The following is a 25,990-nucleotide window of genomic DNA, read 5'->3' as shown; positions in this document are numbered from 1 at the left end:
CTACCTCAGGTTCTCGTCGGCGTCGGCCTGATAGGTGGAGAAGTCCACCATCGTGCCGAGCACCTGCAGATACGCGATCAGGGCGTCGAGCTCGGAGACCATCTCCGGGTTGCCGTCGAAATCGCGGATCGGCGCGCCCGGATATCGGGCCACGAAGGCGTCATAACTGGCCGAATAGGGATCGAGCTGGGCCTCCAGATCGGACTCCGCGTTCTCGATCATCTCGTCGGTGTAAGGCACGCCCAGCCGGCGCAGGGCCCGCAAACGGCCTTCCACCACTTCGGTTTCAAGCTCGGTGTTCTCCAGGAACGCATAGGGCGGCATGATGGATTCCGGCACCACCGAACGCGGATCGCGCATGTGGTCGCGGTGCCATTCATCAGAATATTTGTTCCCCAACCGGGCCAGATCCGGCCCGGTGCGTTTGGAGCCCCACTGGAAGGGGTGGTCATACATGCTCTCGGCGGCCAGCGAGTAATGGCCGTAGCGCTCCACCTCGTCGCGCAGCGGGCGGACCATCTGGGAGTGGCAGTTATAGCACCCCTCCCGGATGTAGATGTCGCGGCCCATCAGCGCGAGCGGTGAGTAGGGACGCACGCCCTCCACTTCCTCGATGGTCTCATCGAGATAGAAGAGCGGAGCGATCTCCACCAGGCCGCCAATGGAGACGACAGCCAGCACGCCCACGGTCAGCACCAGCGAGTTCTGCTCGAGAACCTTCTTGTGCCAGCCCCAGATCGGATTTTCTTTTTTCGCCATATCCGCCTCCCTATTCGGCCGGTTGGATAGCGGCGGACTGCGGGTTCACCGCGTCCTCGGTATCTGCGACGTCGCCCTTGATGGTCTTGTAGACGTTCCACGCCATCAACAGAGCGCCCGCCAGGTACATCAGCCCGCCCAGGGCGCGAATGATGTAGGACGGATGCATGGCTTCAACGGTCTCGACGAACGAGTATTCCAGGAAGCCCAGCGAGTCATAGGAGCGCCACATCAGGCCTTGCATGATGCCCGACACCCACATGGAGGTGATGTAGAGCAGGATGCCCAGGGTCGCGATCCAGAAGTGCCATTCGATCAGGGCGCGTGAGAACATGCCCTTGCGCTTCCACAGCCAGGGAACCAGGCAGTAGATCGCGCCGAAGGAGATGAAGCCCACCCAGCCCAGAGCGCCCGAATGCACGTGGCCGATCGTCCAGTCGGTGTAGTGCGACAGCGAGTTCACCGCGCGGACCGACATGACCGGGCCTTCAAAGGTCGACATGCCGTAGAAGGCCACCGAGACCACCAGCATGCGGATCACCGGGTCGGTGCGCAGTTTGTCCCATGCCCCTGACAGGGTCATCAGACCGTTGATCATCCCGCCCCAGGACGGCATCCACAGCATGATCGAGAAGGTCATGCCCAGCGTCTGCGCCCATTCCGGCAGCGCCGTGTAGTGCAGGTGGTGAGGCCCCGCCCAGATATAGATGAAGATCAGCGCCCAGAAGTGGATGATCGACAGGCGGTAGGAATAGACCGGCCGTTCAGCCCGCTTGGGGATGAAGTAGTACATGATCGCCAGGAAGCCGGCGGTCAGGAAGAAGCCCACGGCGTTGTGGCCGTACCACCACTGGGTCAAAGCGTCCTGCACGCCCGAGAAGGCGGAATAGGAGCGCGAACCCAGCAAAGACGCCGGCATGGCCAGATTGTTGACCACGTGCAGCATCGCCACGGTGACGATGAAGGCCAGATAGAACCAGTTCGCCACATAGATGTGCGGCTCTTTGCGCTTGGCCAGCGTGCCCAGGAACACCAGCAGATACACCACCCAGACGAGGGTCAGCCAGATGTCGGCGTACCATTCGGGTTCGGCGTATTCTTTCGACTGGGTGATGCCCAGCAGATAGCCCGTGGCCGCGACCACGATGAACAGCTGATAGCCCCAGAAGACGAACCAGGGCCACACGCCGCCGGCGAGGCGGGCGCGCGTTGTGCGCTGGACCACATAGAAGCTGGTGGCGATCAGCACATTGCCGCCGAAGGCGAAGATCACCGCGCTGGTGTGAACCGGACGCAGACGACCGAAGTTGAGCTGCGGAAGCGCGTCAAATGAGAGCGCCGCCGGCCAGGCCAGTTGCGAGGCGATGATCACGCCGACCAGAAGGCCTGCAATCGCCCAGAACATCGAGGCGATGACGCCGTATTTGACGATGTTTTCATTGTATTCGGCGGGGTCGCGTTCGACGCCGCCGTTTGAATACACGCCCACCATGCCGAACAGGCCCAGCACGAAGCCAGCCCCGATCACCCAGGCGTGAAGTCTCATATTCGCGTCTGCGCCATTGGCGGCTGCGAACAGCGACCAAAGGGCGCCAAGCAGCAGTATGCCGCCGACAATCATAGCGTTGGCGTCTAAGCCGGTTTTGGGTCGCTCCGCGTGCGCGGTCATTTCGCCCCTCCCTGATGTAGGCAATGTCCGGAACTCTCTTGGCGGGGAAATGCTGAAGATGAAACTATGGCAATATGCCTCAGCACCTTTTCTTCGCGGCCCGCCATACAGTCCGCTGCGTCGAGATCACCTTGTTTCCCACAGTATTTCAAGGGTTTTAACGCGCTGCGCAGCGCAAGTTCTTAAGGAGGCGACACGTTGACACACCCCGGCATGGATGTGGGGCCGCTTCTGGGCGGCCGGGTCGAGATTGATTTCCTGGCGGGATTGATCGCCGGCCTGTCCACCAGCGCCCATTGCCTGGCCATGTGCGGGGGCATCGCCGCCGTGCTGGCGCTGGGCGGGGGCGAGGGGGCTTCGCCTGTCCGCCGCGCCTCGCGTTTGCTGCAGGCTCAGCTGGCGCGGATTGCGCTCTATGTGGGGCTGGGCGTGATCGCGGGGTTTATCGGCTGGGGCTTGCAGGATTCACGTCCTCCCGCGGTCTTTCATGACATTGCACGGTATCTCTCTGCGCTGGTGTTGATGGCGGCCGGGTTCTCGGTCATGGAAATCCCGATCTTCGGCGGTCACGCCGGACGCCTTGGCGCGCGCCTGGCGGCGCCGATCACCAAGCGCTTGCACCATTTACACCGCTTCGGTCCGGTCGGTCTGGGTCTTGTCTGGGGGTTGATGCCCTGCGCCTTGATTTATCTGATGACCTTTTACGCCGGGCTGACCGGATCGCCTGTTCAGGGCGGCCTGGTCATGGCCGGGTTCGGTCTTGGAACCGTGCCCGCCCTGATGGCGGTCGGGCTCGGCGTGGGCGCCCTGCAAGCTTTGGCGCGTCAGCTCTGGCTGCGGCTTCTGGCCGGCGGCGCGTTGATCGCCCTTGCAGTCTGGACGGTGCTCGATCACGGCATGTGAAAAAGGTCTGGACAGGATATAAACATATCCTTATATCCATATTTGCGCCGATTTGAGCTTCAGCTTGCGGGCGCGGAATAAGTGCGGCTAAAGCGAAGCGTCGAGATTGTTTGAACCAGACATCCCCCCGTCCGCCTTGGACAGCCTCGACGCACCGCTCTCTGGCTTGTTCCGCTCCGGCTTCACGTTCGGCGCGTGAGAGAACCTAAGGAGAGCATCATGACCTATCCGGCCTTGCTGGATCGCCCCGCACAGTCCTCACCGACCCATCCGCCGGTTCGCCGCATGCGCGCGATCATGCTGGGCTGCGGCGTGGTGGGCGGCGGCGTGATCGAGCGCTTGCCGGATGGAATTGAACTGTTGGGCATTCTCACCCGCACCCCGCGTCCTGAAGGCGTTTCGGGCTTTCCTGTCTTCACGGACGCCGACGCCATTTTCGCGCTTCGGCCAGAGCTGGTGATCGAAGCGCTGCCCGGCGGCGAAGTCGCTGAAGCGCTGGTTGAGCGTGCGGTGAATGAGGGCTGTCATGTGGTGACCGCCAACAAAGATGTGGCCGCACGCCGTCCGGATCTGGTCGAGGCTACCCGCGCAGCGGGCCGTGTCTTCGCCTGCTCGTCCGCAGTGGGCGGCGGCGCGCCGGTTCTGGAAACCGTGGCGCGTCTGCGTGACAGCGGCGTCAAAGTGGGCCGGGTGCGCGGCGTCTTGAACGGCACATCCAATTTCGTGCTCGACCGTCTGGCCTCGGGCCGCAGTCTCGCGGCGTCTGTTAAAGAGGCGCAAGACGCAGGCTTCGCCGAAGCGGATCCGAGCGCGGACCTCGATGGTCTCGACGCCGCCAACAAGCTGGCTTTGATCGCGCGGGACGCCTGGGGCGTCGATCTGGACCCGGCCGCCATCCCTAAAGCCTCGATCCGGGATCTGCCCGCCCATGTGCTGGAGGCGGCGCGACAGGATGGTCGCCGCATCCGCCAGATCGGGTGTTTGTCGCGCTCGGCGTCGGGCGTCAGCGCGCAAGTGCGCCTGGAGGCGCTGCCGCTCAATGATCCGCTGTCGCGGGCGCGGGCGGAAGGCAATGTGGTCGTTTTGCTGCCAGAACGCGGCGCGGAAGTGATTGTGGCCGGCAAGGGCGCAGGGCGTCTGCCGACCGCCGGAAGTCTGATCGGCGATCTCAACCGTCTTCTGAAAGCTCAACGCTCATGACGGCGCTGGCGTCAGAAACCGGCCTATGTCGACCCTCTCATTGGCGTGTGCAGGAATATAGCTGCGGCTTCGAACGCCCGAATGGCGGCGGCTGGTCGGATGTGCGCGGCCGGGTGGTCGGTCCCGATGACGGGGCCGCCACGCTTGTTCTGGGCGGCATTTCTGCGGACCGGCGACTGGTCGACGATGATGAGGGGCCGGGCTGGTGGCCGGGCGTGGCTGCGCCTGGCGGCGCGCTTGATCCCACGCGGCGCCGTCTGGTGTCGATGGATTTTCTGGACGACGCCGCCGAGCCTTTTCCCAGCGTCGAGGATCAGGCGGCGGCGGTGCTGATGCTGGCGGACGCCGCCGGGATCGAGCGGTTCTCGCTGGTGGGCGCCAGTTATGGCGGCACGGTGGGGCTGACGCTGGCGACCCTGGCGCCGGACCGGGTCAGTCGGCTCGATCTTCTGTGCGCCAGTGCGGGCGTGCATCCGATGACCCAAGGATTGCGGTCGATCCAGCGTGAAATCCTCAAACTGGCGATCGACGCCGGGCAGGGCGCGCGCGGCGTCGACATCGCCCGCCGTCTCGCCATGACCACGTATCGTACGGCTGAGGAATTTGCTCAGCGCTTCGGCCCGGACGGCGAGACGGGCGGGGTTGAGGCCTATCTGGCCGCCCGCGGCTCGGAATATGCCCGCACCGTCACGCCAGAGCGTTTCCTGTCACGGTTGGCGTCCATGGAGGCCGCCGCCCCGGACCTGTCTCAAATCCGCTGTCCGGTGCGCCTTCTGGCGTTTTCCTCAGACACGCTCACGCCGCTGGCTCAAATTCAGGCCACACGCGACGCCCTGACGGGGTGCGAGGCGCAGCTGGTCGTTCGCGACAGCCTTTACGGTCATGACGGATTTCTCAAAGAGGCCGCGTTGGTGAACGCGTTTCTGGAGGGGCGAGATGACTGAGTTTCGCACGCGCGCGGTTCGCGCCGGGATCAATTGCGACCCCGGTCATGGCGCGGTTGTCGCGCCCATACAGGTATCCAGCGCCTATCGGCGGGCCGATCCGGCCCAGCCTGGCGCGTTTGACTATGCCCGTACTGGCCAACCCGGTCGGGCGGAACTGGCCGCCGCCCTTGCAGCGCTGGAAGGGGCCTCCGGCGCGGTGGTGGCCAGTTCGGGAATGGCGGCGATTGATCTGGTGCTCAATCTGCTGCCCAACGGGGCGCGCATCATCTGCGCCCATGATTGCTATGGCGGCACGCGGCGGTTGATGGATGCGCGCAGCCAGCAGCGCGGCTTTGACCTCGTCTATGTGGACTGCACGGATGACGCCGCGCTGGAAGAGGCGTTGTGGGACGGGGTGGATCTGGTGTTTTTCGAGACCCCGTCCAATCCGCGCTTGCGCCTGACCGATCTTCAGACCGCTTGCGTGCGAGCGAAAGCGGCGGGGGCGCTGGCGGTGGTGGACAACACCGTGCTGTCGCCCGCCCTCCAGCGCCCGATCGCGCTGGGCGCGGATCTGGTGGTCAGCTCGCTCACCAAGATGATCAACGGGCATTCCGACATGGTGGGCGGCGTGGTCTGCGCCCGGGACCCCGACCATGTGGAGCGCCTCGGCTGGTGGGCGAACGCGGCGGGCGCCGTGGGCGGGGCGTTTGACGCCTTTCTGGCCCTGCGCGGGCTGCGCACCTTGCCGGTGCGGGCGAAAGCCCAGTCTGAGTCAGCGCTGGAAATCGCCCAGCGCCTCAAATCCCACCCCAAGGTGGTCCGGGTCGACTATCCCGGCCTTGAGGATCATCCCGGCCATGCCATCGCCAAGGCCCAGCAAGACGGTTTCGGCCCGCTGATGAGCCTGGAGCTGACAGGCGGTGAAGCGGCGGCGCGCCAGTTTGTGCAATCGCTTGAGCTGTTCATCCTCGCTCAGTCGCTGGGCGGGGTGGAAAGCCTGTGCGCCATCCCCGCCACCATGACTCACGCCGCCATGACGCCCGAAGCGCGGCAAGAGGCGGGGGTGACGGACGGTCTGGTGCGTTTGTCAGTGGGCCTGGAAGCGCCGACCGATCTTTGGGCGGATCTTGAACAGGCGCTGGACGCGCTTTAGCGCCCCCGCGCCTTGACCCCTGAGCATACAGGGGGTACCGCCGCATGTTGACTGTACTTATCTGGTGCAGGCTTTCCTCCGCGAATGGCATTGTCATCTGACGCGCCAGCTTAAAGGCGTGGGGAAGCCGTCAGAAACATGTGAGACGAGGATTGATATGGCCGACGCGACCAAGAGCGACGCCAACAAGGCTGAAGGTGCATCCGAGCGCCGTTTTCCCACGGTTCCCGGACCGTCGGAGCTGCCCAAGATCGATTCAGACATTCTCGCCTTCTGGAAACAGGACGGCACCTTCCAGGCGTCCATCGACGAGCGCCCCGAAGACGACCAGTTCGTGTTTTATGACGGCCCGCCCTTCGCCAATGGCCTGCCGCACTACGGGCACCTTCTGACCGGCTTCGCCAAGGACGTGATTCCGCGCTTCCAGACCATGAAGGGCAAGCGCGTCGAGCGCCGCTTTGGCTGGGACACCCATGGTCTGCCCGCCGAGCTGTCCGCGGAGAAGGATCTGGGCATTTCCGGGCGCAAGGCCGTGCTGGAAATGGGCATCGACAAGTTCAACGCCGCTGCGCGCGCCGGCGTGATGAAATATGCCGGCGAGTGGGAGGACTATGTCACCCGCTCGGCGCGCTGGGTCGATTTCGAGAACGATTACAAAACCCTCGACACCAGCTTTATGGAAAGCGCGCTGTGGGCGTTCAAACAGCTCTGGGACAAGGGCCTGGTCTATAAAGACTATCGGGTCGTGCCCTATTCCTGGGCCGTGGAATCCCCGCTGTCGAACTTCGAGACCCGGCTCGATAACTCCTATCGCAACCGCACCGACCCCGCCGTCACCATCGGCTTTGAGCTCAAAGAGGGCCAGGGCGAGCTGTCGGGCGCGAAGATCCTGATCTGGACGACGACGCCCTGGACCCTGCCCTCCAACCTTGCCGCTGCTGCGGGCGCGGACATCACCTACGCCATCATGCAAAAGGGCGAGGAGCGCTTCATTCTGTCCGTAAACGGACTGGAGAAATACAAGAAGCAGCTTGAGGGCGCCGAGCAGGTAGGCACGGTGAAGGGGTCAGAGCTTGCGGGCCTGAAATACCACCCGCCGTTTGATTATTTCGTCGGCCGTGAGAACGCGCACCAGATCCTTCTGGAAGACTTCGTCGTCGATGAGGACGGCACCGGCATCGTTCACATGGCGCCGGGCTTTGGCGAGGATGACCTGAACGCCTGCCGCAAGGCGGGCATCGGCGTGGTCGTGCCGGTTGATCAGGCGGGCCGCTACACCAGCGAAATCCCTGATTACGAAGGCCTGCTGGTGTTTGACGCCAACAAGCCGATCATCCAGCGCATGAAGGAAGAGGGCAAACTCTTCCGCCATGACACCTATGATCACAACTATCCCCATTGCTGGCGAACCGACGAGCCGCTGATCTACAAGGCGGTGGACAGCTGGTATCTGAAAGTCTCGAACTTCCGCGAGCGGATGGTCGAACTCAATCAGGAAATCAACTGGTCGCCGGCTCACGTCAAGGACGGCATTTTCGGCAACTGGCTGGCTGGCGCGCAGGACTGGAACATCTCCCGTTCGCGCTTCTGGGGCACGCCGATCCCGGTCTGGGTGTCCGATGATCCCAATTATCCGCGCGTCGACGTCTATGGCTCCATCGAGGAGCTGGAGGCGGAGTTCGGCGTCAAGGTCACCGATTTGCACCGGCCCTATATCGACGAGCTGACCCGTCCGAACCCGGATGATCCCACCGGAAAATCCACCATGCGCCGCGTCGAGGACGTCTTCGACGTCTGGTTTGATTCCGGCTCCATGCCCTATTCGCAGGTCCACTACCCCTTTGAAAACAAGGAGTGGTTCGAGGCGAACTTCCCGGCCGACTTTATCGTTGAATATGTCGCCCAGACGCGCGGCTGGTTCTATACGCTGATGGTGCTGTCGACGATGCTGTTTGACCGACCGCCGTTCAAGAACGCGATCTGTCATGGCGTGGTGCTCGACGAGAACCGCCAGAAGCTGTCCAAGCGCCTGCGCAATTATCCCGACCCGATGGAGTTCTTTGACCAGTACGGCTCGGACGTGATGCGCTGGTTCCTGATCTCCTCACCCGTTCTGACGGGCGGCGACCTGCTGGTGCCGAAAGAAGGCCGCGAGATCGCCAGCGTGCAGCGCGAAGCTATTGCGCCGCTTCTGAACGCCTATTCCTTCTTCTCGCTCTACGCCAATCTCGAAGAGCGCCAGCCGCAGATCATCACCTCGGCCGATGATCCGCTGGACCGCTATATCCTGACAAAGACCGGTGAGCTGGCGAGCGCGGTCGAGGCGGCGCTTGACGGCTATGACGTGCCGCGCGCCTGCAAGGAAGCGACGGCCTTTTTCGACGCCCTGACCAACTGGTATATCCGCCGCTCGCGCGCCCGGTTCTGGGGCTCTGAGGACGAGGCGGCCAAGAACGCCGCCTTTGACACGCTCTACACGGTGCTGGTGAAGGTCTGCCGCGTGCTTGCGCCGCTGCTGCCGATCGTGTCGGAAAAAGTCTACAAGGCGCTGACGGGCGACCGCTCCGTGCATCTGGCGCTGTGGCCCAAGGCGGAGGAGTTTCCCTCTGACCACGCGCTGGTGCGCTCGATGGATCTGGTGCGTGATGCGTGTTCGGCGGCTTTGGCCGTGCGCGAGCGCTCGCGCCTGCGGGTGCGCCTGCCGCTCAAGACCCTGACCATCGTGCATGCGGACAGCGCAGCGCTGGAGCCGTTTGCGGATCTGATCCGTGACGAGGTGAATGTGCGCGCCGTGGCCACGTCCACCGATCTCGACGCTTATGGCCGGGTGGAGCTGAAACCCGATCCGCGCATCGGCAAGCGCCTGGGCAAGGCCATGAAAGACGTGATGGCGGCCTCGCGATCTGGCGATTTCATCCTCAATGATGACGGCACGGCGAGTGTGGCGGGCCAGACCCTGGCCGCGGAAGAGTTCACCATGCGCGTGGTCACCGACGAGGGCTCGGACGCCGAGCCGTTCGCGGGCACCGGCGCCATCGTGCTCGATACGTCTGTGGATGAAGATCAGGCGCGTGAAGGCCTGGCGCGCGATCTCATCCGCGCCATCCAGACCGCCCGCAAGGATGCGGGGCTGGATGTGTCGGACCGGATTGCGCTGGGCATTTCCGGCGGCGACGCGGTGGCGGCGGCGATTGCAGAGCATGGTGATTTCATCCGTGATGAAACCCTCGCTGTCAGCTTGTCGACCGAGGCGGGCGCAGGCTTTGTCAGCGAGACCGATGTTCAGGGCGATGCGGTGCGCATCAGTGTAGAGAAAGCGGCGGCGTAGGCCGTCCGGGACGATATTTGATGACCGAACAGACCGCATACGAGTTCAACGCCCTTGAGAAGAAGTGGCGCGCGTACTGGACGCTGGCGAAGACGAACGCCACGCCGGACCCCAAGCCGGGCGACAAGACCTTCTACGTGCTCGACATGTTTCCCTATCCGTCGGGTGCGGGTCTGCATGTGGGTCACCCGGTTGGATATCTGTCTACGGACATTGTCGCCCGTTATAAGCGCATGGCCGGCTATAAAGTGCTGCACCCGATGGGCTGGGACAGCTTCGGCCTGCCCGCCGAGCGCTACGCCATGAAGACGGGCGTGCATCCGGAAGTCTCCACCCAAGCCAACATCGCCAATTACAAGCGCCAGATGGATCTTCTGGGCCTCGGGTATGACTGGGATCGCGAGATCCAGACCTCGAGCCCGGACTATTATCACTGGACCCAGTTCATCTTCACCCGGCTCTATAACGCCTTTTACGATGCGGAGGCCGATGCGGCGCGCCCGATCAGCGAGTTGCCGATCCCGGCTGAGATCGAGGCGCAGGGCAAGCTGGCGGTTCAGGAGTATCAGGACGCGCGTCGGCTTGTGTATTACGAGACCGCGCCGGTGAACTGGTGCGCGGAGCTGGGCACGATCCTCGCCAATGAAGAGGTTTTCGACGGCAAGTCCGAGCAGGGCTATGAGGTTATTCGCGTCCCGCTCAAACAGGTGAAGATGCGCATCACCGCCTATGCCGAGCGCCTGATCAGCGATCTGGACGCGCTCGACTGGCCTGAAGGCATCAAGGATTCCCAACGCAACTGGATTGGCCGCTCTGAAGGCGTGCAATTGCGCTTCAAGGTGCAGGGCTCGGATCTGGACGTCGAGACCTTCACCACCCGCGTGGATACGCTGGGCGGGGTGACCTTCCTGGCCGTGGCGCCCGAACATGAACTGCTTGATGCTCTGACGACGGATGATCAGAAAGCCACGGTGAACGCCTATCGCGACGAGGCCGCGCGCAAATCTGATCTGGACCGCACCAAGGACGCCGAGAAGACCGGCGCGCCCACGGGCAGCTGTGCGATCAACCCGGTGACGGGACGCGCCGTGCCGATCTTCGTCGCCGATTATGTGCTGCCTGATTACGGCACGGGCGCGGTGATGGGCGTTCCGGCCCATGACGAGCGCGATTTCGCCTTCGCCAACACCTATGGCCTCGACATCGTGCCTGTGATTGATCCGGGGGCGGATGCGCCGGAGCGCGACGCCGTGCTGGCGGGGCAAAAATGCTGGACCGAGGACGGCGTCATGCTGGCGGCGCCTGATGATTCAGGGCTTTATCAGGCCGGCGTGCGCTGGCGTGACGCGCGTGAGGCGGTCGCCGATCATCTTGAAGCGCAAGGCGTTGGCCAGCGCGTCATCAGCTATAATCTGCGCGACTGGATTTTCGCCCGTCAGCGCTATTGGGGCGAGCCGATCCCGATCATTCATTGGGAAGACGGCACCCGCACCACTGTGCCTGAGGATCAGCTGCCGCTGACCTTGCCGCATATCGACAATTACAAGCCGACCGGTCACGCCGAATCCCCCGTCGCGCGCGCCGAGGACTGGGTCGAGGTCACCGATCCCGAAACCGGGATGAAAGGTCGCCGCGACACCAACACCATGCCGCAATGGGCGGGGTCGTGCTGGTATTATCTGCGCTTCAAGGATCCCAGGAATGACACGGCCATGGTCGACCCCGCGCTCGAAAAAGCCTGGGGTATGGTCGATCTGTATGTGGGCGGCGCCGAGCATGCGACGCTGCACCTGCTGTATGCGCGCTTCTGGCATAAAGTACTGTTTGATCTGGGTCTGGTCTCCACCAAGGAGCCCTTCCAGAAGCTGGTGAACCAGGGTCTGCTGACCAGCCACGCCTTCAAGAACGCCCGCGGCATCATCCTGCCGGTCGACGAAGTGGTCGAGCGCGAGGACGGTACGTTTGTGCACGAGCCTTCTGGCGATGTGGTCGAGCGCGTGGGCGCGAAGATGTCGAAATCGCTCCACAATGTCGTCACCCCAGACGATGTGGTCGAGCGCTTCGGCGCGGACGCCTTCCGTGTGCACATGATGTTCATGGGCCCGGTCGAGGCGATGCGTGAATGGGAGACAGAGAAGGTCTCAAGCGCGCTGAAATTCCTGCGCCGGGTCTGGCGGTTTGCGACCGAAGGCCTCGCCAATCCGTCGTCTGAAGAGAGCAAGCCTGTCAACCTGGCGCTCACCAAGCTGGTGCTCGCGGTCACCGAAGACCTCGACAATCTGCGTCTGAACACCGGCATCGCCGAGCTGATGAAATTCCTCAACGCGGTGGAAGGTCAGCCGGTCAGCAAGGCCGTGCTGGATCAGTTCATCACCGTGCTCGCGCCGTTTGCGCCCTTCATGGCGGAAGAACTGTGGGAGAAGGCCGGTCACAATCCGTCCGTCTTCGACGCCCGATGGCCGACCGCGAACGAAGCGGATCTGGACGCCGCGATCGAGGAGATCGAAGTGGTGGTGCAGGAAGGCGGTAAGCGCCGCGCCACCATCACCCTCGCTCCGGACGCGGACGACCAGACCGTGCGCGATGCGTCGCTGGCGCGTCTCGCCGAGATGGGCAAGCCGATCGACGGCGTCGACATGAACCGCGTCATCGTGGTGCGCGACAAGAAGTCGGGCCGGGTGAAGCTCGTGAATGTGCCCAAGCTGGGCTAATCCCCGGCGTACGAATGAAGAAAGCCCCGGCGGTTCCGCCGGGGCTTTTTATTGGGCCTAGGTGGCCCGTGCTTACTCCACGTCAAGCGGAGCGCCGTCTACCGTGATTTGCGCTTCCATCACCTCTGCAGCGTGGCTGAAAGCGGTGTCCGCGTCCTGTTCGCCATCAAGCAGGGCCTGTCCTTCGTTCAGGACCGGCATGTAAAGCATGGAGCCTTCCGCATCGTCTTCGGCGGTGAAGCGATCTGCGGTTTCCAGAATCTCGTCCCAGACCGCACGCACATCCGCCCAATACGCTTCGGTGCCGTCCCAATAGGTTTGCGCGGCGTGATCGCCCTCAAGATCGTAACGGCGATAGGTGTTGATGCCGTGCTCGCGGACTAGCTCGCGTGCCTGCCCGTCGCGCAGCACGACTTTCGAATTGTCCTGTTCATGGGTCCAGCCCCAGCTCAGGATCGTGTGCCGGTTCACCGCCTCGATGACGTCGTAATCATCACGCGTGGTGGCGTCGCGGCGCGGCAACGGGCGCCAGCTGCGCGCCGGCTCCCAGGTGGAGGCCTCGTCCGCATGCTCCCAGCGGGCGATCCCGGCATAGCGCGGGCTGTCATCGACCTGGTAGACGGTTTGCGACCAGGCGCCGCGTGACTGGTCCGGGCTCAGAACGTCCATGGTCCACTCGCCGAAGCCTTGATAGGCCATCAGGCGCGAAGGCTCGTACGCCCAGTCCTGACGCCAGTGCTTGACCACGAACGGGTCTTCCAGATCGCCGACCAGCAACAAATGCTGCAGCGAGATGAAGTCGCCGTCATCGGCGATCACATAAACCACTTCGCGGGCCGGGGTGACTTTCGGGTCGGCCAGCTCATACCCAGCCGAGATCGGCAGGAATTCGGTGAAATCAAACGTCACCTCGTACTCGCCCGCCATGGCGAGGATCGCCTGACGGTCCGCTTCCAGGTCCGCCTGTAGATGACTGTGCGTGTACGGCGCTTCGGCGAATGACGCGTTGTGTTGGGCGCCGGTGCTGGCGCAGGCGCTGAGCGATGCCGCGGCCAGGCTGGCGGTGGCGAGCGTCATGAAACGAAGTTTGGTCATCTGTGTCCCCCTGTCTGGGTCGCCGCCGCAGAACGGCGAGCGGATCGTGGTCAGGCGTGTATCGCCAATCTGCGATCTGCATAATGCGAAAGATTCTTACTTGCAATCGCAAATGACCTGCGCCATTCAGTCGCGTAATGAGAACGGTTCGCAATCAGGGGCGAGACATGAGAACAATGATTTCCAAATTCGACGGGCGCGGCTGGCTGGCGGCCAGCGTCTCGCTTCTGGCGCTGACAGCGCCGGCGCTGGCCGAGGCTGACGCCGGACAGGGCGCAGAAGCCAGAGATGTGATCGTGGTCACCGCGACGCGCACCCAGCTGACCAATTTTGACTATCCGGGCCTGACCAGCGCCATCTCGCTGCAGGCGCTGGATGAGAACCGCCCGACCGATCTCATTGAACTGTTGGAAGATATTCCGGCGCTGGAGGTTTCGGGCGGGCCGCGCCGGACCGGTCAGACCCTGAGCTTGCGGGGGCTGGGCCGGGAAAACGTCACCTTGCTGATTGACGGCGCGCGTCAGAATTTCAACAGCGCCCATGACGGCGTCTTGTTTCTGGACCCCGCCTTGCTGGGGCGGGTGGAGAGCGTGCGCGGGTCCGCCTCCTCCTTGTATGGATCGGGCGCTGCGGGCGGCGTGATTGCTTTCGAAACCCTGGAGGCTGACGATCTTCTGGACGACGGCCAAAGCTTTGGCGTGCGCGCTTCGGCGGGGTATCGGTCTGTGAATGAAGAGAGCCGCGGATCGGTGGCTCTGGTCGGCGATACAGGGGCGTTTGCAGGCGTCGCCGCTCTCAGCTTGCGTCAGTCCGGCGATATCGAGCTGGGCTCGGGCGACGCCTTGACGGTTGAGGACGACATCGTTTCGGGCCTTTTGGGCGGGGAGTGGCGGATCAGCGAGGCTGTCGAGCTGGAGCTGGGCTGGCTGAGCTTCCGCAATGACAGCGTCGAGCCCAATAACGGGCAGGGCGCGGCGGGCGTGGACAGCCTGAACCCCTTGATGAACAAGGACGTATCCTCTGACAGCCTGCGGGCAACCCTGCGCGTCGCCCCGTCCAATCCGCTGATCAATCTTGAGACGACGCTCTATCACAATATCGGTGCGGTGGATGAAACCGATGAGAGCCTCAACCGCTTCATCGAGCGCGATCTGACGACCACCGGCATCCGGGCCGAGAACCGCGCTGAGTTCGCACTGGGCGGTCTCGACATGGCGCTGGTGACGGGCGTGGAATGGTATGAAGACGAACAGGAGGGGACGGATTCCGCCACAGCTGACGGTGTGCGCGGCGGCGTGCCCAGCGGTTCGACCCGTTTCACCGGCGTCTGGGCGCAGCTTGAGAGCACGCTCGACCTGGGCGCGGCTGGTGAGCTGATTGTCCTGCCCGGCGTGCGGTTTGACCAGTTTGAGAGCAAGTCAGACCAGGCCGACAGCAATGATGACGACGCGGTCTCCCCGCGCATCGCGGCTACCTGGGCGCCCAATGACAATGTGCGCGTGTTCGGCAGCTGGGCCGAGGCGTTCCGGGCGCCGTCGCTGAACGAGCTCTATCTCAGCGACACGCACTTCTCCCTGCCGCACCCGATCCTGGGGGCGCCGGTCTTCATCACCAACAGCTTCATCGCCAATCCGGATTTGAAGCCCGAGCAGACCGAAACCCTCGAGATCGGCGCCGCCTTCAGCCATCAGGGCCTGTTCACGAGCGATGATCGGTTTGAAATCAAGGGCGCCTGGTTCCAGACGGACGCTGAAGACCTGATCAATCTCAATGTAAACTTCGCCTTCAACCCGACCTGTTTCGCACCGCCTTTCCAGCCCTGCTCGGCGGGGACGACGTATTCGGAAAATCTGGCGGAAGCGGAACTGGAAGGCTTCGAGATCGCGGCGGCCTATTCGGTCGGAGCGTTCGAGCTGTCGGGCTCGGTCTTTGAAGTGGATGGCGAGGACAAAGCCACGGGCGAGCCGCTGGGCGCGCTGCAGCCGGTGATGGGGTTTGTGAACGCGCGCTATACGTTCGAACCCCAGCGTCTCTCCCTTGGGGGGCGTGTGGCCTTTGCGGCTGATTTCGACAAGGCCGACAGCGCCGCTGAGGCGCGTGACGGCTATGCGGTGCTGGATCTGTATGCCGGGTGGACGCCGCTGGCGGATCAGCCGCTTCGCATCAATCTCGGCGTCGATAACGTGTTTGACGAAGACTATGAGCGTGTGTTCGCGGGCGTGTCCGAAGCCGGCCGCAGCGTACGCATCGACCTGACCTGGACAGGCGCCTGGTAGAGAGGGCCGACGCCTGCCCCAAAGGGCGCGTCCGGACGCGGGCGCGCCCTTTTTTCTTGTCTTTCCGGCTTGTTATGACAGCGCAGACAGGACACTCTGCCGGCGCGAATGCAGGGAGAGCGCTCATGTCACAGGTGAATTTCAAGGCGTTGTGCGCCGCGGTCATGGTCAGTGTGTTGGGCGCGTGTGCGTCTGAACCTCCCGCGCCGCAAGCCGATGACAGCACCCTGCGCCAGATCTCGACCGGCGAGGTGGTCGGTTATGTGAATGAGAGCGGCGCCCAGTCCTGGCTGGGCCTGCCCTATGCCGCCTCGACGGCGGGCGAGAACCGCTGGCGGGCGCCGCAACCGGTCGAGTCCTGGTCCGCCCGCTTTGAAGCGCTGGAGCATTCAGACCCCTGCCCGCAGATCGTCAACGCTCTGAGCGCGGAGGCGACAGGCCGCGAGTCCGGCTCGCTCTTCGGCTCCGAGGACTGCCTGAAACTTGATGTGTATGCGCCTGCGGGCGCGGGACCAGACTCCGCTGATCGCCCGGTGATGATGTGGATTCATGGCGGATCGAACACTTGGGGCTATGCCAGCCATTATGACGGCGCCACGCTGGCTCAGGAGCAGAATGTGGTCGTGGTCGTTATCCAGTACCGGCTCGGTCCGCTCGGTTTCTTCGCCCACCCTGCAGCCGATACGGGAGAGGGGGCGAACTTCGCTTTGCTGGACCATGTGGCGGCGCTGAACTGGATCCAGCGCGAAATCGCCCAGTTCGGCGGCGACGCCTCCAACGTCACAATCTTTGGCGAAAGCGCAGGCGGGCACAATGTCGCCGCGCTGCTGGCGTCGCCCTATGGCGCGGACCTGTTTGACCGCGCGATCATCCAGTCCGGCATTTTCGACAGCGCCCCGCTCGATCATGCGCAAAACGCGGCGATGGCGGCGGCGGGCCGCATGGGGGCGAGCGAGATCACCGGTGAAAGCCTGCGCACCCTGTCAATGGATGAGGTCTTTGCGGCCTATGAAGGCGAGTTCTCCGACGAAACCCTGCCGCGCGTCATCGCCGATGGCGTGACCTTGCCGGCCGAGGGTTTGACGAGCGCCTTCACCTCTCTGGACGCCTTCAACGCCGTGCCGGTCATCACAGGCACCAATCGCGACGAGATGAAGCTCTTCAACGCCATCAATCCCGAGCTGACCACCCGCCGTTTCGGCATCCTGATCGCACCTGAGGATCCCGTCTATTATGACCGTCTGAGCGTGTATCAGTCGCGGATCTGGCGCCTTTTGGCGGTTGAGCAGGCCATTGACGACTTCGCCGCAGCCGGGCTTGAGGATGTGTGGACCTACCGGTTTGACTGGGATGAAGGGGGGCGGCTCCTGACCACGGACTTCTCCGAAATCTTCGGGGCGGCGCACGCCATGGAAATCCCGTTCGTGTTCAACAATTTCGATTTCTTCGGAAAGCTCGATCCTTTCCTGTTCCATCGCAAGAACGCTGAAGGGCGCGAAATTCTGGCGCACTCCATGGGGGCGTATTGGGCGGAGTTCGCCCGCACTGGCGCCCCCGGTGATGCGGGGGGGCCTGTCTGGCCGCGGGCGACCCGTGACGCCGCAGTGTTGCGCTTTGACTCTCTCGGCGCCGAAGTCATTGAGGGGGGAGACAGCCTGGACGCCTTGCTTCAGGATCTGAACGCCGATCCAGAACTGACGCCGGCGCAATCCTGCGCGGTTTCGCGAGCGCTGGCGGACTGGCGCCCCGGGCTGGCCGATCCGATTCTCGCGGCTTCAACCTGTTAGGACGCTCAGGGGATTTCACTTGCAGACCTGAAGAGAACGGTGTTCACTACCTCTCTAATGAGCGGCGAAGCCGCCGGGGAGGAACACATGTCTGCAACCCTTTCGACGCCCGTCGAGGCGGAACTTGATGTGCTGATTGTCGGCGCTGGCCTGTCCGGCGTCGGGACGGCCTGGCACCTGCAACACCGCTGTCCGGATCAGTCCTATCTGATCCTGGAATCACGTCAGGCGTTAGGCGGCACATGGGATCTGTTCCGCTATCCCGGCATTCGGTCTGACAGCGACATGTACACGTTTGGCTACGCCTTCCGCCCCTGGACGGACGGCAAGGTATTCGCGGACGGCCCCTCCATCCGCAACTATGTCAACGACACGGCGGAAGAAGCGGGCATCTCCGAGCACATCCGGTATGGCCACAAGGTGGTCGGCGCGCACTGGAGCACTGAGGACGCGCGCTGGACGCTGGAGGTGGCGGTTGACGGGTCTGACGAGATCAAGCGTTTTCGCTCGAAATTCATGGTGCTGTGCTCGGGTTATTACCGCTATGAGCGCGGCTATATGCCGGACTTTCCGGGCATGGCGGATTTCAAGGGCGATATCATCCACCCCCAGCTCTGGCCCGAAGGCTATGATTACTCGGGCAAGCGCGTGGTGGTGATCGGATCGGGCGCGACCGCGATCACGCTGGTGCCCTCTATGGCGGAGAAGGCGGCCCACGTCACCATGCTGCAGCGCTCGCCAAGTTATGTCGCGGCGCGGCCTTCGGTGGACAAGACAGCGGACTTCCTGCGCAAAATCCTGCCGTCCAAAGCCGCCTACTCGCTGACGCGGATCAAGAATGTGCTGCAGGCCATTCTGGTCTTCCAGCTGTCGCGGCGCTGGCCGGACTGGGTGAAAAAGGGCGTGCTCAAGGCCATCCAGGACGAGCTGGGCGAAGACTTTGACGTCGAGAAGCATTTCTCGCCCAGCTATCGCCCGTGGGATCAACGCTTCTGCCTGGCGCCGGAAGGCGATTTCTTCGACGTTCTGAAATCGGGCGAGGCCGATATCGTCACCGATCAGATCGTGCGCTTCACCGAAACGGGCATCGCGCTCAAATCGGGCGAAACGCTGGAGGCGGATCTGATCATTCCCGCCACGGGGCTTGATATGCTGGTGGGCGGCGGCATCGACATCAGCGTGGATGGCGAGGCCTTCAACGCGCCCGAGCATGTCACCTATCGCGGCATGATGTTGTCAGGCGTGCCCAATGCGGCTCTGGCCTTCGGCTACACCAACGCCTCGTGGACGCTGAAAGTGGACCTGACGGCGGAGCGTGTGTGCCGGCTGATCAACCACATGAAAACGCGCAATCTCGATTATGTGGTGCCGGTCCCGCCTGCGGATCTTGAGACCTTGCCGCTGCTCGATTTCTCGTCCGGCTATGTCCAGCGGGCCTTGCCGACCCTGCCGCGTCAGGGGGCGACGACGCCGTGGCGGACCTATCAGAACTATATCCAGGACATGCTGGCGATCCGCTTTGGCAAGCTGGCGGACGGCCATGTGCGCTTTGGCACCGCGGGCGATCAGGTGTTTGACGCCAAAGAGCCGTTCCGCGAGGCGGCGGAGTAGCCTATTCAGTCACCCGCTCCACCGGGGGCATCTCCCAGGCGCCGTTCAGGGCGTCAGGTTGGGGTGAGTAGAGCCGGGCGGTGATCGCAAAGGGCTCGCCTGCACGGACGGGCAGCCAGTTGCTCTGTCTTGTCATCGGGGGTTCGGCGCTGAACGTCAGGGTCAATCCGCCGTCAGCATCGCGCACAAGGTCTGACTGGCTGTGGATCGCATACCGATCGGAAGGCGTATCCATCAGATAGCCTTGCGCATCATAGACGGTGACGGACCAGAAGGCGTCCACGGGCGGCATTTGATCCGCTCCAAAGTGAATCTGATAGGCATGATCGCCTGTTAGCGGCGCGCCCTCGCTGTCGATGTCCGTATTGGGATAAATCGCATCCTCGGCGCGGTTCGCCCCAAGGCCGATCAGGGCGACCCCCGCGCGCAGCGCATAATCCTCACCATACTCACCGACGCCCTCTCGCAAGGTGCGCCAGTGTGTGGGGCCATAAGGGCGGTCGCGCAATCCCTCCTCAAGACGCTGTCGGGCGATGGAAACGCCGCGGCTCACCGCCCAGCGCGCCAGCGGCCCCAGCTTTCCAGGACTGTTTTCCGACTGCGGTCCATAGCCCAGAGGTGTGAGCGCATTGAGGGCGTCCGTGTCAGGGTCAGAGGCGGAGATCACCTCCGCCATACGGGTGAAAAACGCGTCAGCGTTCAGGGCGTTCACATACTCAGGCGGCAAGCCGTCGATGGGCGCCGGTTGCGAGAGAGGGGCGGCGCCGGTCAGGCGCACAGCATCTTGCAGCGCATGAACCGGGCTGAGGTCTTCGTTGGGCGCAATGGCGATCCGTCCGATCAGCCAGGCCGTACGGGTGGGCAGCTGCATCACCGCCCTGTCCGGGTCATCGGGTAGGGCCTGGTCCGGGCCGAGGATCAGGACGTCATGCGGGCCTGACCCATTCAGCCGTCGGCTGGGCGCGCCTGCGACCTCGGTCCAGGCGTCCAGCACCTGAAACATCCAGTCGCGCTCGCCAAAGTCCGGCGTGCTCAGCAGGACGGGGCCTTCAGACAGGTCGAGAAAGGCCAGCGTGTACAGCGTATCCAGATTGGGGCGGACGACGGTTCGGTCTTCATGGGTTGGCCGCGTGCGTCGGTGATAGAGCGTGTTCAGAGCCGGCGTCTCGGCGCGCGCCAGAAAGGCCTGACGGGTGACATCGCTGAGCACGAGGGGATAGCCATAAATATAGGCGTGGCCGGACCGCTCGCCGAGCGCACGCAAGTCCAGCTCGTCAGGGTTTTTTGTCAATATGGGCCATGCGCCGATCATGATGAGCCCCATCACGATCACCAGTCCCGCCAACACGATGATCTGTCGCATGTCTCGCCCTCCGCCCGGAGCTGATCAGCCTTGCGCGGTTATCCGACACGCGCAAGGCTGAAGCCATGGACAAGGATAGTTATAAAGCCGAGCTCTACCCGCTTCAGGTCAATCTGGTGGCGCTTCAGCGTCATCTGATCGCTGATGACCGCAAGCTTCTGGTGATCTTCGAGGGGCGAGACGCCGCCGGCAAGGATGGCGTGATCAAGCGCATTGTGCAGCACCAGTCGCCGCGCGAAACGCGCGTGGTCGCGCTGGGCAAGCCGTCTGACCGGGACCGGGCGAGCTGGTATTTCCAGCGCTGGGTCAACCATTTGCCGTCAGCGGGCGAAATGGTTCTGTTCAACCGCTCCTGGTATAATCGCGCCGGGGTCGAGCGGGTGATGGGGTTCTGCTCCGAGCAGGAGTATGTGCGCTTCCTGCGCGATGTGGACCCGTTTGAAACCTTGCTCGTGGATGATGAGCTGATTGTGCTCAAATACTATCTCGACCTGTCCCGCATCGAGCAGGCGGACCGGCTTGAGGCGCGCAAGAACGATCCGCTGAAGACGTGGAAAATCTCGCCCGTGGACGCCGTGGCGATGGAGAAGTTTGACGCCTATTCAGAGGCGCGCAACGCCATGTTGGCCGCAACCGGCGACGCCGCCCCCTGGCGGGTGGTGAAGGCTGATGACAAGCGCGCCGCCCGGCTGGCGGTGATCCGTGATCTGCTGTCAGCCGTTCCCGGCATCGAGTATCCTTATCCGCTGACGCCGGTGGACCCGGGTGTGCTGCGGATCTGGTCAAAGGGTGACAGAGCGACAGACTTTCTGGAACATTAGTGCTTAACTAACATTCGATGAGGCGGATCACCGCCCGCGCAATTTGGGGAGGACGCCATGGGTTGGGCCCTGGCCATCAATAAAGCTGATATTTCCGACGCCAAGCTGGTGGACACCCAGCCGCAGCCGCTGAGCGACGGGCAGGCGCGGCTGGCGATCAAACGCTTTGCGCTGACGGCGAACAATATCACTTACGCCGCGTTCGGCGCGCCCATGCGCTATTGGGATTTCTTCCCGGCGGAAGACGGCTCAGGCCGCCTGCCGGTCTGGGGCTTCGCCGATGTGGCGGAAAGCAAAGCGTCCGGTCTTGAAGTCGGCGAGCGGGTCTATGGCTATTGGCCGGCGGCGGACGAAGTGATCCTGACCGTGGATGCGGTCAAACCGGGCTCGTTTCAGGATGTCTCGCCGCATCGCGCGGACCTGCCCGGCGCCTATAACCGTTATGTGCGTTGCGCGGGCGATCCGGGTTATGCGCCCGAGCGTGAAGCCGCGCAGATGGTGCTGCAGCCATTGTTCATCACCTCCTTCCTGATTGACCTGCATTTGCGCGACCATGATTTCCTGGGCGCCGGTCAGATCACGCTGACCAGCGCCTCGTCCAAGACGGCGCTGGCCCTGGCGCATCTGCTGCATGCTGATCATCCCGAGGGCGTGAAAATCGAGGCGCTGACCTCGGCGCGCAACAAGGGCTTTGTCGAGCGCACCGGCTATTACGATGTCGTCAGCACCTATGACGAGATCGAAGACTTCAAGCCTGAACCGCGACGCCTGGTTGTGGATTTCGCTGGTGATTCCAAGGTGAACAAGGCGATCCATGAAACGCTGGCTGATGATCTCATCGGCAATATTCGCGTCGGCGGCGCCCATTGGGAGAACTCCGCACCGCCTGGCGCCATGCCGGGGCCGAAACCGGTCTTCTTCTTTGCGCCTGACCATGTGCGAGACCGGATGAAAGCCTGGGGCAGCGAGGAGTTCGGCCGCCGCTATGGCGCGGCCTGGATGAGTTTCGCCGAGGCCGGTCAGAAACTGTTTGAAGAGCAGGAGCTGGAGGGCGGCGAAGGGGCGCTTAAAGCCTATGACGCCCTGATCGGTGGCCAGTTCGACGCCGCCGCCGCCATGACGATCAAGCTGGGGTAGGGTCTGGTTTACCCTCTCCCCCTTGAACAAGGGGGAGAGGGACGCTCACAAGCGTGGTGTTGTTTTCTGCGCTCAGCCGCCCTCGATCTCTTCGCGCAGCATTTCAAGCTCCAGCCAGCGTTCTTCCTTGGCGGCTTTGTCTTCAGTGAGCCTGGCATGCTCTTTCGTGGCGGCGTTGAAGCGATCAGGGTTCTTCATGAACAGATTGGCGTCCGCCAGCTCGGTTTCGAGCTGAGCGAGACTCGCTTCGATTTTCTCGATCTCGCCGGGCAGGGTCTCAAGGGCGTGCTTGTCCTTGAAGCTCAGCTTGCCGCTGGACTTGGTTTTGGGCTTGTCGGTTTTCGCCTTGCTGGCCTTGGCGGCTTTCTCTTCAGCCTTGCGCGCTTTCACGCCTTCGCCGCGCTGGTCGATCATGTCCGAATACCCGCCGGCATAGACCTGCCAGACGCCGTCGGATTCCCAGGCGATGGTCATGGTGGCGGTACGGTCGATGAAGTCGCGATCGTGACTGACCAGAAGCGCGGTGCCGTTATAATCGCCGATCAGTTCTTCCAGAAGATCCAGCGTTTCCAGATCAAGATCGTTGGTCGGTTCGTCGAGCACCAACAGGTTGGACGGCAGCGCCAGGGCGCGCGCCAGCATCAGGCGGGCGCGTTCGCCGCCGGACAAAGCGTGCACCGGCGTGCGGGCCTGTTCGGGGCTGAACAGGAAATCCTTCATATAGGCCTGAACGTGCTTGGTCTTGCCCGCCACCTCGATGCGCTCGCCGCCGCCCGGCGCGATGGCTTCGGTGACGGTCCACTCCGGCTTCAGCGCCGCACGGCGCTGGTCCAGGCTGGCGATCTCAAGATTGGTCCCCAGCTTCACGCTGCCCGAATCCGGTTCGATCTGACCGGTCAGAACCTTGATCAGCGTGGTCTTGCCCGCGCCATTGGGCCCCACAAGGGCGATCCGGTCGCCGCGGGCGATCTTGATGGAGAGGTCCGTGAAGATCGGGCGCCCGTCATAGACCTTGCTGATATGCTCGGCCTCGATCACCAGCTTGCCTGAGCGGTCCGCCTCGCTGACCGACAGGCTGGCGGCGCCTTGCGGGCCGCGCCAGTTCTTCAGATCTGACTTCATGGACTGCAGCTCGCCCACCCGGCGCACATTGCGTTTGCGGCGCGCGGTGACGCCATAGCGCATCCAGTCTTCTTCGCGCGCGATCTGACGTTCCAGCTTGTGACGCTCCAGCTCTTCGGCCTCAAACACCTCGTCGCGCCAGCTTTCAAAATGCGCAAAGCCGCGATCGAGGCGGCGGGTCGTTCCGCGATCGATCCAGATGGTTTGCCGGGTCAGGTTCTCCAGAAAGCGCCGGTCGTGGCTGATCAGAACCAGCGCGCCGCGATGGGCGTTCAGCTCGCCCTCCAGCCATTCAATCGCCGGCAGGTCGAGGTGGTTGGTCGGCTCGTCCAGGAGCAGGATGTCAGGCTGGGGCGCCAGGGTGCGCGCCAATGCCGCCCGGCGCGCCTCACCGCCGGACAGGGTGGCGGGATCGGCCTCGGGATCAAGACCCAGATGCTCGGCCAGGTAATCAGCGCGATAGGCGTCGTCCCCAGGCGCCAGACCGTCGCGGATATAGGCGATGACGCTGTCATAACCCGTCAGGTCAGGCTCTTGCGGCAGATAGCGCAAGGTGGAGCCGGGATGCACGAACCGCTCGCCGCTATCGGCCTCGATGATTCCGGCGGCGATTTTCAGGAAGGAGGACTTGCCCGATCCGTTCCGGCCCACAAGGCCGATACGCTCATTCTCGCGCACGATCAGATCGGCGCCGGTGAGCAGGGGCGTCGCCCCGAAGGTGAGGCGGGTGTCGGTGAGGGTCAGGAGCGGTGCAGACATGACTTAGCCGTTAGCGGAGGGGCGCAGCGCTGTCACCCTTGCAGATCAGGATGCAAAGGGATTGTGGAGCACGCCCGAGAAGTTGCTTGAGTCAGATGTGCAACCTGAAAAGAAAAATTCATATAAATATACTGGAAAATGAAAAAGCGATTTGAAGTTAAAGATTAAGACCATGAAATGGATTCCGCGATCGTTTCCGTTTATAAGTAATCGCATCGGTAACTTTTGGAGAAAAAAGCCGTGAAATCTGAAAATGAGATTCTTGACCGGATCTACAACTTGAGTGGCGATCCCGAAGAGTGTCGAGATGCTTACAAGGATTGGGCTCAGAACTACGACACCGATACGGTGGAAGGCATGGGCTATGTGGCGCCGGCGATCGCCAGCGACAAGCTCGCATCGCTTCACCCCGACACGTCCATCCGCATTCTGGATGCCGGTTGCGGCACGGGGCTCGCAGGTCTCGAGCTGAACAAGCGTGGCTACGCTCATGTGGACGGCATGGACCTGTCCCCCGACATGCTGACCCTGGCGCGTCGCAAGGAGGTCTATGAGGACCTGCGCGAAGCGGACATGACCGAAACGCTCGACTATCCCGATAACGCCTATGACGCGATCATCTGCGTCGGCGCGTTCACCCACGCTCATGTGGGTCCGCAAGGCTTTGACGAGTTGGTGCGCATTACGCGTCCCGGCGGCAGCATTGTCGCGACGGTGCATGAGGATGTCTGGGACGAAGACAAATACCCGGCTCACCTTAAGGCGCTGGAAGGGACGGGCAAGGTCAGGATCCGCGAAGCAGATGAAGCGGACTATCACGTCCACAAATGCCGCCTTGTGGTGCTGCAGCCCGTCTGAGGGCTCAGTCCAGCGGCAGGGCTGTCGTGCGTTTGACCGTGCCGAAGGCGAAGCTCGTTTCTATGGCGGCGATGCCCGGCACCGGGTGCAGACGTTCGCGCATGAAGCGCTCATACCCCGCCTGGCTGTCGACCACGACCTGCAGCAGATAATCCTCCGCCCCGGAGGTGAGGTGGCATTCCAGAACCTCGTCGAGCCTCAGTATCGCCTTTTCAAAGCCGCTGACCGTGGCGGGGGCGTGGTTCGCCAGCTTGATGCGCAGGAAGGCCGTGATCGGCAGGCCTGCCTTTGTGCGGTCCAGAAGGGCGGCATATCCGGTGATCAGCCCGCGCTCTTCCAGCGCCCTCACGCGTCTCAGGCAGGGTGAGGGCGACAGGCCGATCTGGTCGGCCAGAGCCTGATTGCTGATGCGTCCATCTTGCTGGAGCGCGGTGAGAAGGCGTCGATCAGTGCTGTCCATGGGCGCATATTAGCAGAATCTGCCAAATTGAACACAGTGCGGGGCTGAA

At 63.1% G+C, this 25,990-nt stretch carries 18 protein-coding genes; 12 read left to right on the top strand and 6 right to left on the bottom strand.

What is annotated here, in order from left to right; genetic code table 11:
* On the bottom strand, window positions 1-759 hold the full coding sequence (gene ccoO, locus ACTIGF_RS04995) for a cytochrome-c oxidase, cbb3-type subunit II (RefSeq protein ID WP_439635818.1): 759 nt from the start codon (window positions 757-759) through the stop codon (window positions 1-3).
* A gap of 10 nt (window positions 760-769) precedes the next feature.
* Window positions 770-2,251: a cytochrome-c oxidase, cbb3-type subunit I gene (gene ccoN, locus ACTIGF_RS04990; RefSeq protein ID WP_439636648.1), complete on the bottom strand. Its 1,482-nt coding sequence runs from the start codon at window positions 2,249-2,251 to the stop codon at window positions 770-772.
* A 375-nt stretch (window positions 2,252-2,626) separates the two neighbouring features.
* Between ccoN and ACTIGF_RS04985 the strand changes: the two genes are divergently transcribed.
* From ACTIGF_RS04985 to leuS, 6 genes are all read left to right on the top strand, one after another.
* Entirely contained in the window at window positions 2,627-3,331 is a 705-nt protein-coding gene (locus tag ACTIGF_RS04985; protein ID WP_439635817.1) for a sulfite exporter TauE/SafE family protein, read from the top strand.
* Between the two features lie 219 nt (window positions 3,332-3,550).
* On the top strand, window positions 3,551-4,531 hold the full coding sequence (locus ACTIGF_RS04980) for a homoserine dehydrogenase (protein ID WP_439635816.1): 981 nt from the start codon (window positions 3,551-3,553) through the stop codon (window positions 4,529-4,531).
* On the top strand, window positions 4,528-5,475 hold the full coding sequence (locus tag ACTIGF_RS04975; RefSeq protein WP_439635815.1) for an alpha/beta fold hydrolase: 948 nt from the start codon (window positions 4,528-4,530) through the stop codon (window positions 5,473-5,475). Before ACTIGF_RS04980 ends, ACTIGF_RS04975 begins: the two co-directional genes overlap by 4 nt.
* Window positions 5,468-6,613: a trans-sulfuration enzyme family protein gene (locus tag ACTIGF_RS04970; RefSeq protein ID WP_439635814.1), complete on the top strand. Its 1,146-nt coding sequence runs from the start codon at window positions 5,468-5,470 to the stop codon at window positions 6,611-6,613. Before ACTIGF_RS04975 ends, ACTIGF_RS04970 begins: the two co-directional genes overlap by 8 nt.
* A gap of 157 nt (window positions 6,614-6,770) precedes the next feature.
* On the top strand, window positions 6,771-9,941 hold the full coding sequence (gene ileS / locus ACTIGF_RS04965) for an isoleucine--tRNA ligase (protein ID WP_439635813.1): 3,171 nt from the start codon (window positions 6,771-6,773) through the stop codon (window positions 9,939-9,941).
* A 20-nt stretch (window positions 9,942-9,961) separates the two neighbouring features.
* A complete protein-coding gene (gene leuS / locus ACTIGF_RS04960; RefSeq protein ID WP_439635812.1) occupies window positions 9,962-12,652 on the top strand; it encodes a leucine--tRNA ligase in 2,691 nt (896 codons plus the stop codon).
* A gap of 72 nt (window positions 12,653-12,724) precedes the next feature.
* Here leuS and ACTIGF_RS04955 read toward each other — a convergent pair whose 3' ends face one another.
* Entirely contained in the window at window positions 12,725-13,747 is a 1,023-nt protein-coding gene (locus ACTIGF_RS04955) for a DUF6607 family protein (protein WP_439635811.1), read from the bottom strand.
* A gap of 167 nt (window positions 13,748-13,914) precedes the next feature.
* On the opposite strand from ACTIGF_RS04955, the gene ACTIGF_RS04950 reads away from it, so the two are divergent.
* From ACTIGF_RS04950 to ACTIGF_RS04940, 3 genes are all read left to right on the top strand, one after another.
* A complete protein-coding gene (locus ACTIGF_RS04950) occupies window positions 13,915-16,023 on the top strand; it encodes a TonB-dependent receptor domain-containing protein (RefSeq protein ID WP_439635810.1) in 2,109 nt (702 codons plus the stop codon).
* A 125-nt stretch (window positions 16,024-16,148) separates the two neighbouring features.
* The gene (locus ACTIGF_RS04945) at window positions 16,149-17,810 is read left to right on the top strand and encodes a carboxylesterase/lipase family protein (RefSeq protein WP_439635809.1); all 1,662 of its coding nucleotides are present in this window, start codon (window positions 16,149-16,151) and stop codon (window positions 17,808-17,810) included.
* 87 nt (window positions 17,811-17,897) lie between these two features.
* On the top strand, window positions 17,898-19,421 hold the full coding sequence (locus ACTIGF_RS04940; protein ID WP_439635808.1) for a flavin-containing monooxygenase: 1,524 nt from the start codon (window positions 17,898-17,900) through the stop codon (window positions 19,419-19,421).
* A 1-nt stretch (window position 19,422) separates the two neighbouring features.
* Here the strand turns inward: ACTIGF_RS04940 and ACTIGF_RS04935 are convergent, their stop codons facing one another.
* Window positions 19,423-20,784 (bottom strand): DUF1254 domain-containing protein, encoded by a 1,362-nt coding sequence (locus tag ACTIGF_RS04935; RefSeq protein ID WP_439635807.1) that lies wholly within the window; start codon window positions 20,782-20,784, stop codon window positions 19,423-19,425.
* Between the two features lie 65 nt (window positions 20,785-20,849).
* Between ACTIGF_RS04935 and ppk2 the strand changes: the two genes are divergently transcribed.
* Window positions 20,850-21,605 carry a polyphosphate kinase 2 gene (ppk2, locus tag ACTIGF_RS04930; protein WP_439635806.1) on the top strand — a complete coding sequence of 252 codons (756 nt, stop codon included), beginning with the start codon at window positions 20,850-20,852 and terminating at the stop codon, window positions 21,603-21,605.
* Between the two features lie 57 nt (window positions 21,606-21,662).
* Window positions 21,663-22,742, top strand: a complete 1,080-nt coding sequence (locus ACTIGF_RS04925) for a DUF2855 family protein (RefSeq protein ID WP_439635805.1) — start codon at window positions 21,663-21,665, stop codon at window positions 22,740-22,742.
* A 72-nt stretch (window positions 22,743-22,814) separates the two neighbouring features.
* Here the strand turns inward: ACTIGF_RS04925 and ACTIGF_RS04920 are convergent, their stop codons facing one another.
* On the bottom strand, window positions 22,815-24,623 hold the full coding sequence (locus tag ACTIGF_RS04920; RefSeq protein WP_439635804.1) for an ABC-F family ATP-binding cassette domain-containing protein: 1,809 nt from the start codon (window positions 24,621-24,623) through the stop codon (window positions 22,815-22,817).
* 240 nt (window positions 24,624-24,863) lie between these two features.
* On the opposite strand from ACTIGF_RS04920, the gene ACTIGF_RS04915 reads away from it, so the two are divergent.
* Entirely contained in the window at window positions 24,864-25,481 is a 618-nt protein-coding gene (locus ACTIGF_RS04915; protein WP_439635803.1) for a class I SAM-dependent DNA methyltransferase, read from the top strand.
* Between the two features lie 4 nt (window positions 25,482-25,485).
* Here ACTIGF_RS04915 and ACTIGF_RS04910 read toward each other — a convergent pair whose 3' ends face one another.
* Window positions 25,486-25,941, bottom strand: coding sequence for an Lrp/AsnC family transcriptional regulator (locus ACTIGF_RS04910; RefSeq protein WP_160092689.1), 456 nt, complete (start codon window positions 25,939-25,941; stop codon window positions 25,486-25,488).
* Window positions 25,942-25,990 lie beyond the last annotated feature (49 nt).

Origin of the sequence: Oceanicaulis sp. (assembly GCF_051859625.1) — a bacterium.
GTDB lineage: Bacteria > Pseudomonadota > Alphaproteobacteria > Caulobacterales > Maricaulaceae > Oceanicaulis.
Note: the sequence above shows the minus strand (reverse complement) of the source record. Positions and strands in the feature narration are given on the sequence as shown.

What these genes read in the sequence shown, in the direction of transcription:
- ccoO (WP_439635818.1), bottom strand. Translation starts at nt 759, where the DNA reads ATGGCGAAAAAAGAAAATCCGATCTGGGGCTGGCACAAGAAGGTTCTC.
- ccoN (WP_439636648.1), bottom strand. Translation starts at nt 2,251, where the DNA reads ATGGTGGGCGTGTATTCAAACGGCGGCGTCGAACGCGACCCCGCCGAA.
- ACTIGF_RS04980 (WP_439635816.1), top strand. Translation starts at nt 3,551, where the DNA reads ATGACCTATCCGGCCTTGCTGGATCGCCCCGCACAGTCCTCACCGACC.
- ACTIGF_RS04975 (WP_439635815.1), top strand. Translation starts at nt 4,528, where the DNA reads ATGACGGCGCTGGCGTCAGAAACCGGCCTATGTCGACCCTCTCATTGG.
- ACTIGF_RS04970 (WP_439635814.1), top strand. Translation starts at nt 5,468, where the DNA reads ATGACTGAGTTTCGCACGCGCGCGGTTCGCGCCGGGATCAATTGCGAC.
- ileS (WP_439635813.1), top strand. Translation starts at nt 6,771, where the DNA reads ATGGCCGACGCGACCAAGAGCGACGCCAACAAGGCTGAAGGTGCATCC.
- leuS (WP_439635812.1), top strand. Translation starts at nt 9,962, where the DNA reads ATGACCGAACAGACCGCATACGAGTTCAACGCCCTTGAGAAGAAGTGG.
- ACTIGF_RS04955 (WP_439635811.1), bottom strand. Translation starts at nt 13,747, where the DNA reads ATGACCAAACTTCGTTTCATGACGCTCGCCACCGCCAGCCTGGCCGCG.
- ACTIGF_RS04950 (WP_439635810.1), top strand. Translation starts at nt 13,915, where the DNA reads ATGAGAACAATGATTTCCAAATTCGACGGGCGCGGCTGGCTGGCGGCC.
- ACTIGF_RS04945 (WP_439635809.1), top strand. Translation starts at nt 16,149, where the DNA reads ATGTCACAGGTGAATTTCAAGGCGTTGTGCGCCGCGGTCATGGTCAGT.
- ACTIGF_RS04940 (WP_439635808.1), top strand. Translation starts at nt 17,898, where the DNA reads ATGTCTGCAACCCTTTCGACGCCCGTCGAGGCGGAACTTGATGTGCTG.
- ACTIGF_RS04935 (WP_439635807.1), bottom strand. Translation starts at nt 20,784, where the DNA reads ATGCGACAGATCATCGTGTTGGCGGGACTGGTGATCGTGATGGGGCTC.
- ppk2 (WP_439635806.1), top strand. Translation starts at nt 20,850, where the DNA reads ATGGACAAGGATAGTTATAAAGCCGAGCTCTACCCGCTTCAGGTCAAT.
- ACTIGF_RS04925 (WP_439635805.1), top strand. Translation starts at nt 21,663, where the DNA reads ATGGGTTGGGCCCTGGCCATCAATAAAGCTGATATTTCCGACGCCAAG.
- ACTIGF_RS04920 (WP_439635804.1), bottom strand. Translation starts at nt 24,623, where the DNA reads ATGTCTGCACCGCTCCTGACCCTCACCGACACCCGCCTCACCTTCGGG.
- ACTIGF_RS04910 (WP_160092689.1), bottom strand. Translation starts at nt 25,941, where the DNA reads ATGGACAGCACTGATCGACGCCTTCTCACCGCGCTCCAGCAAGATGGA.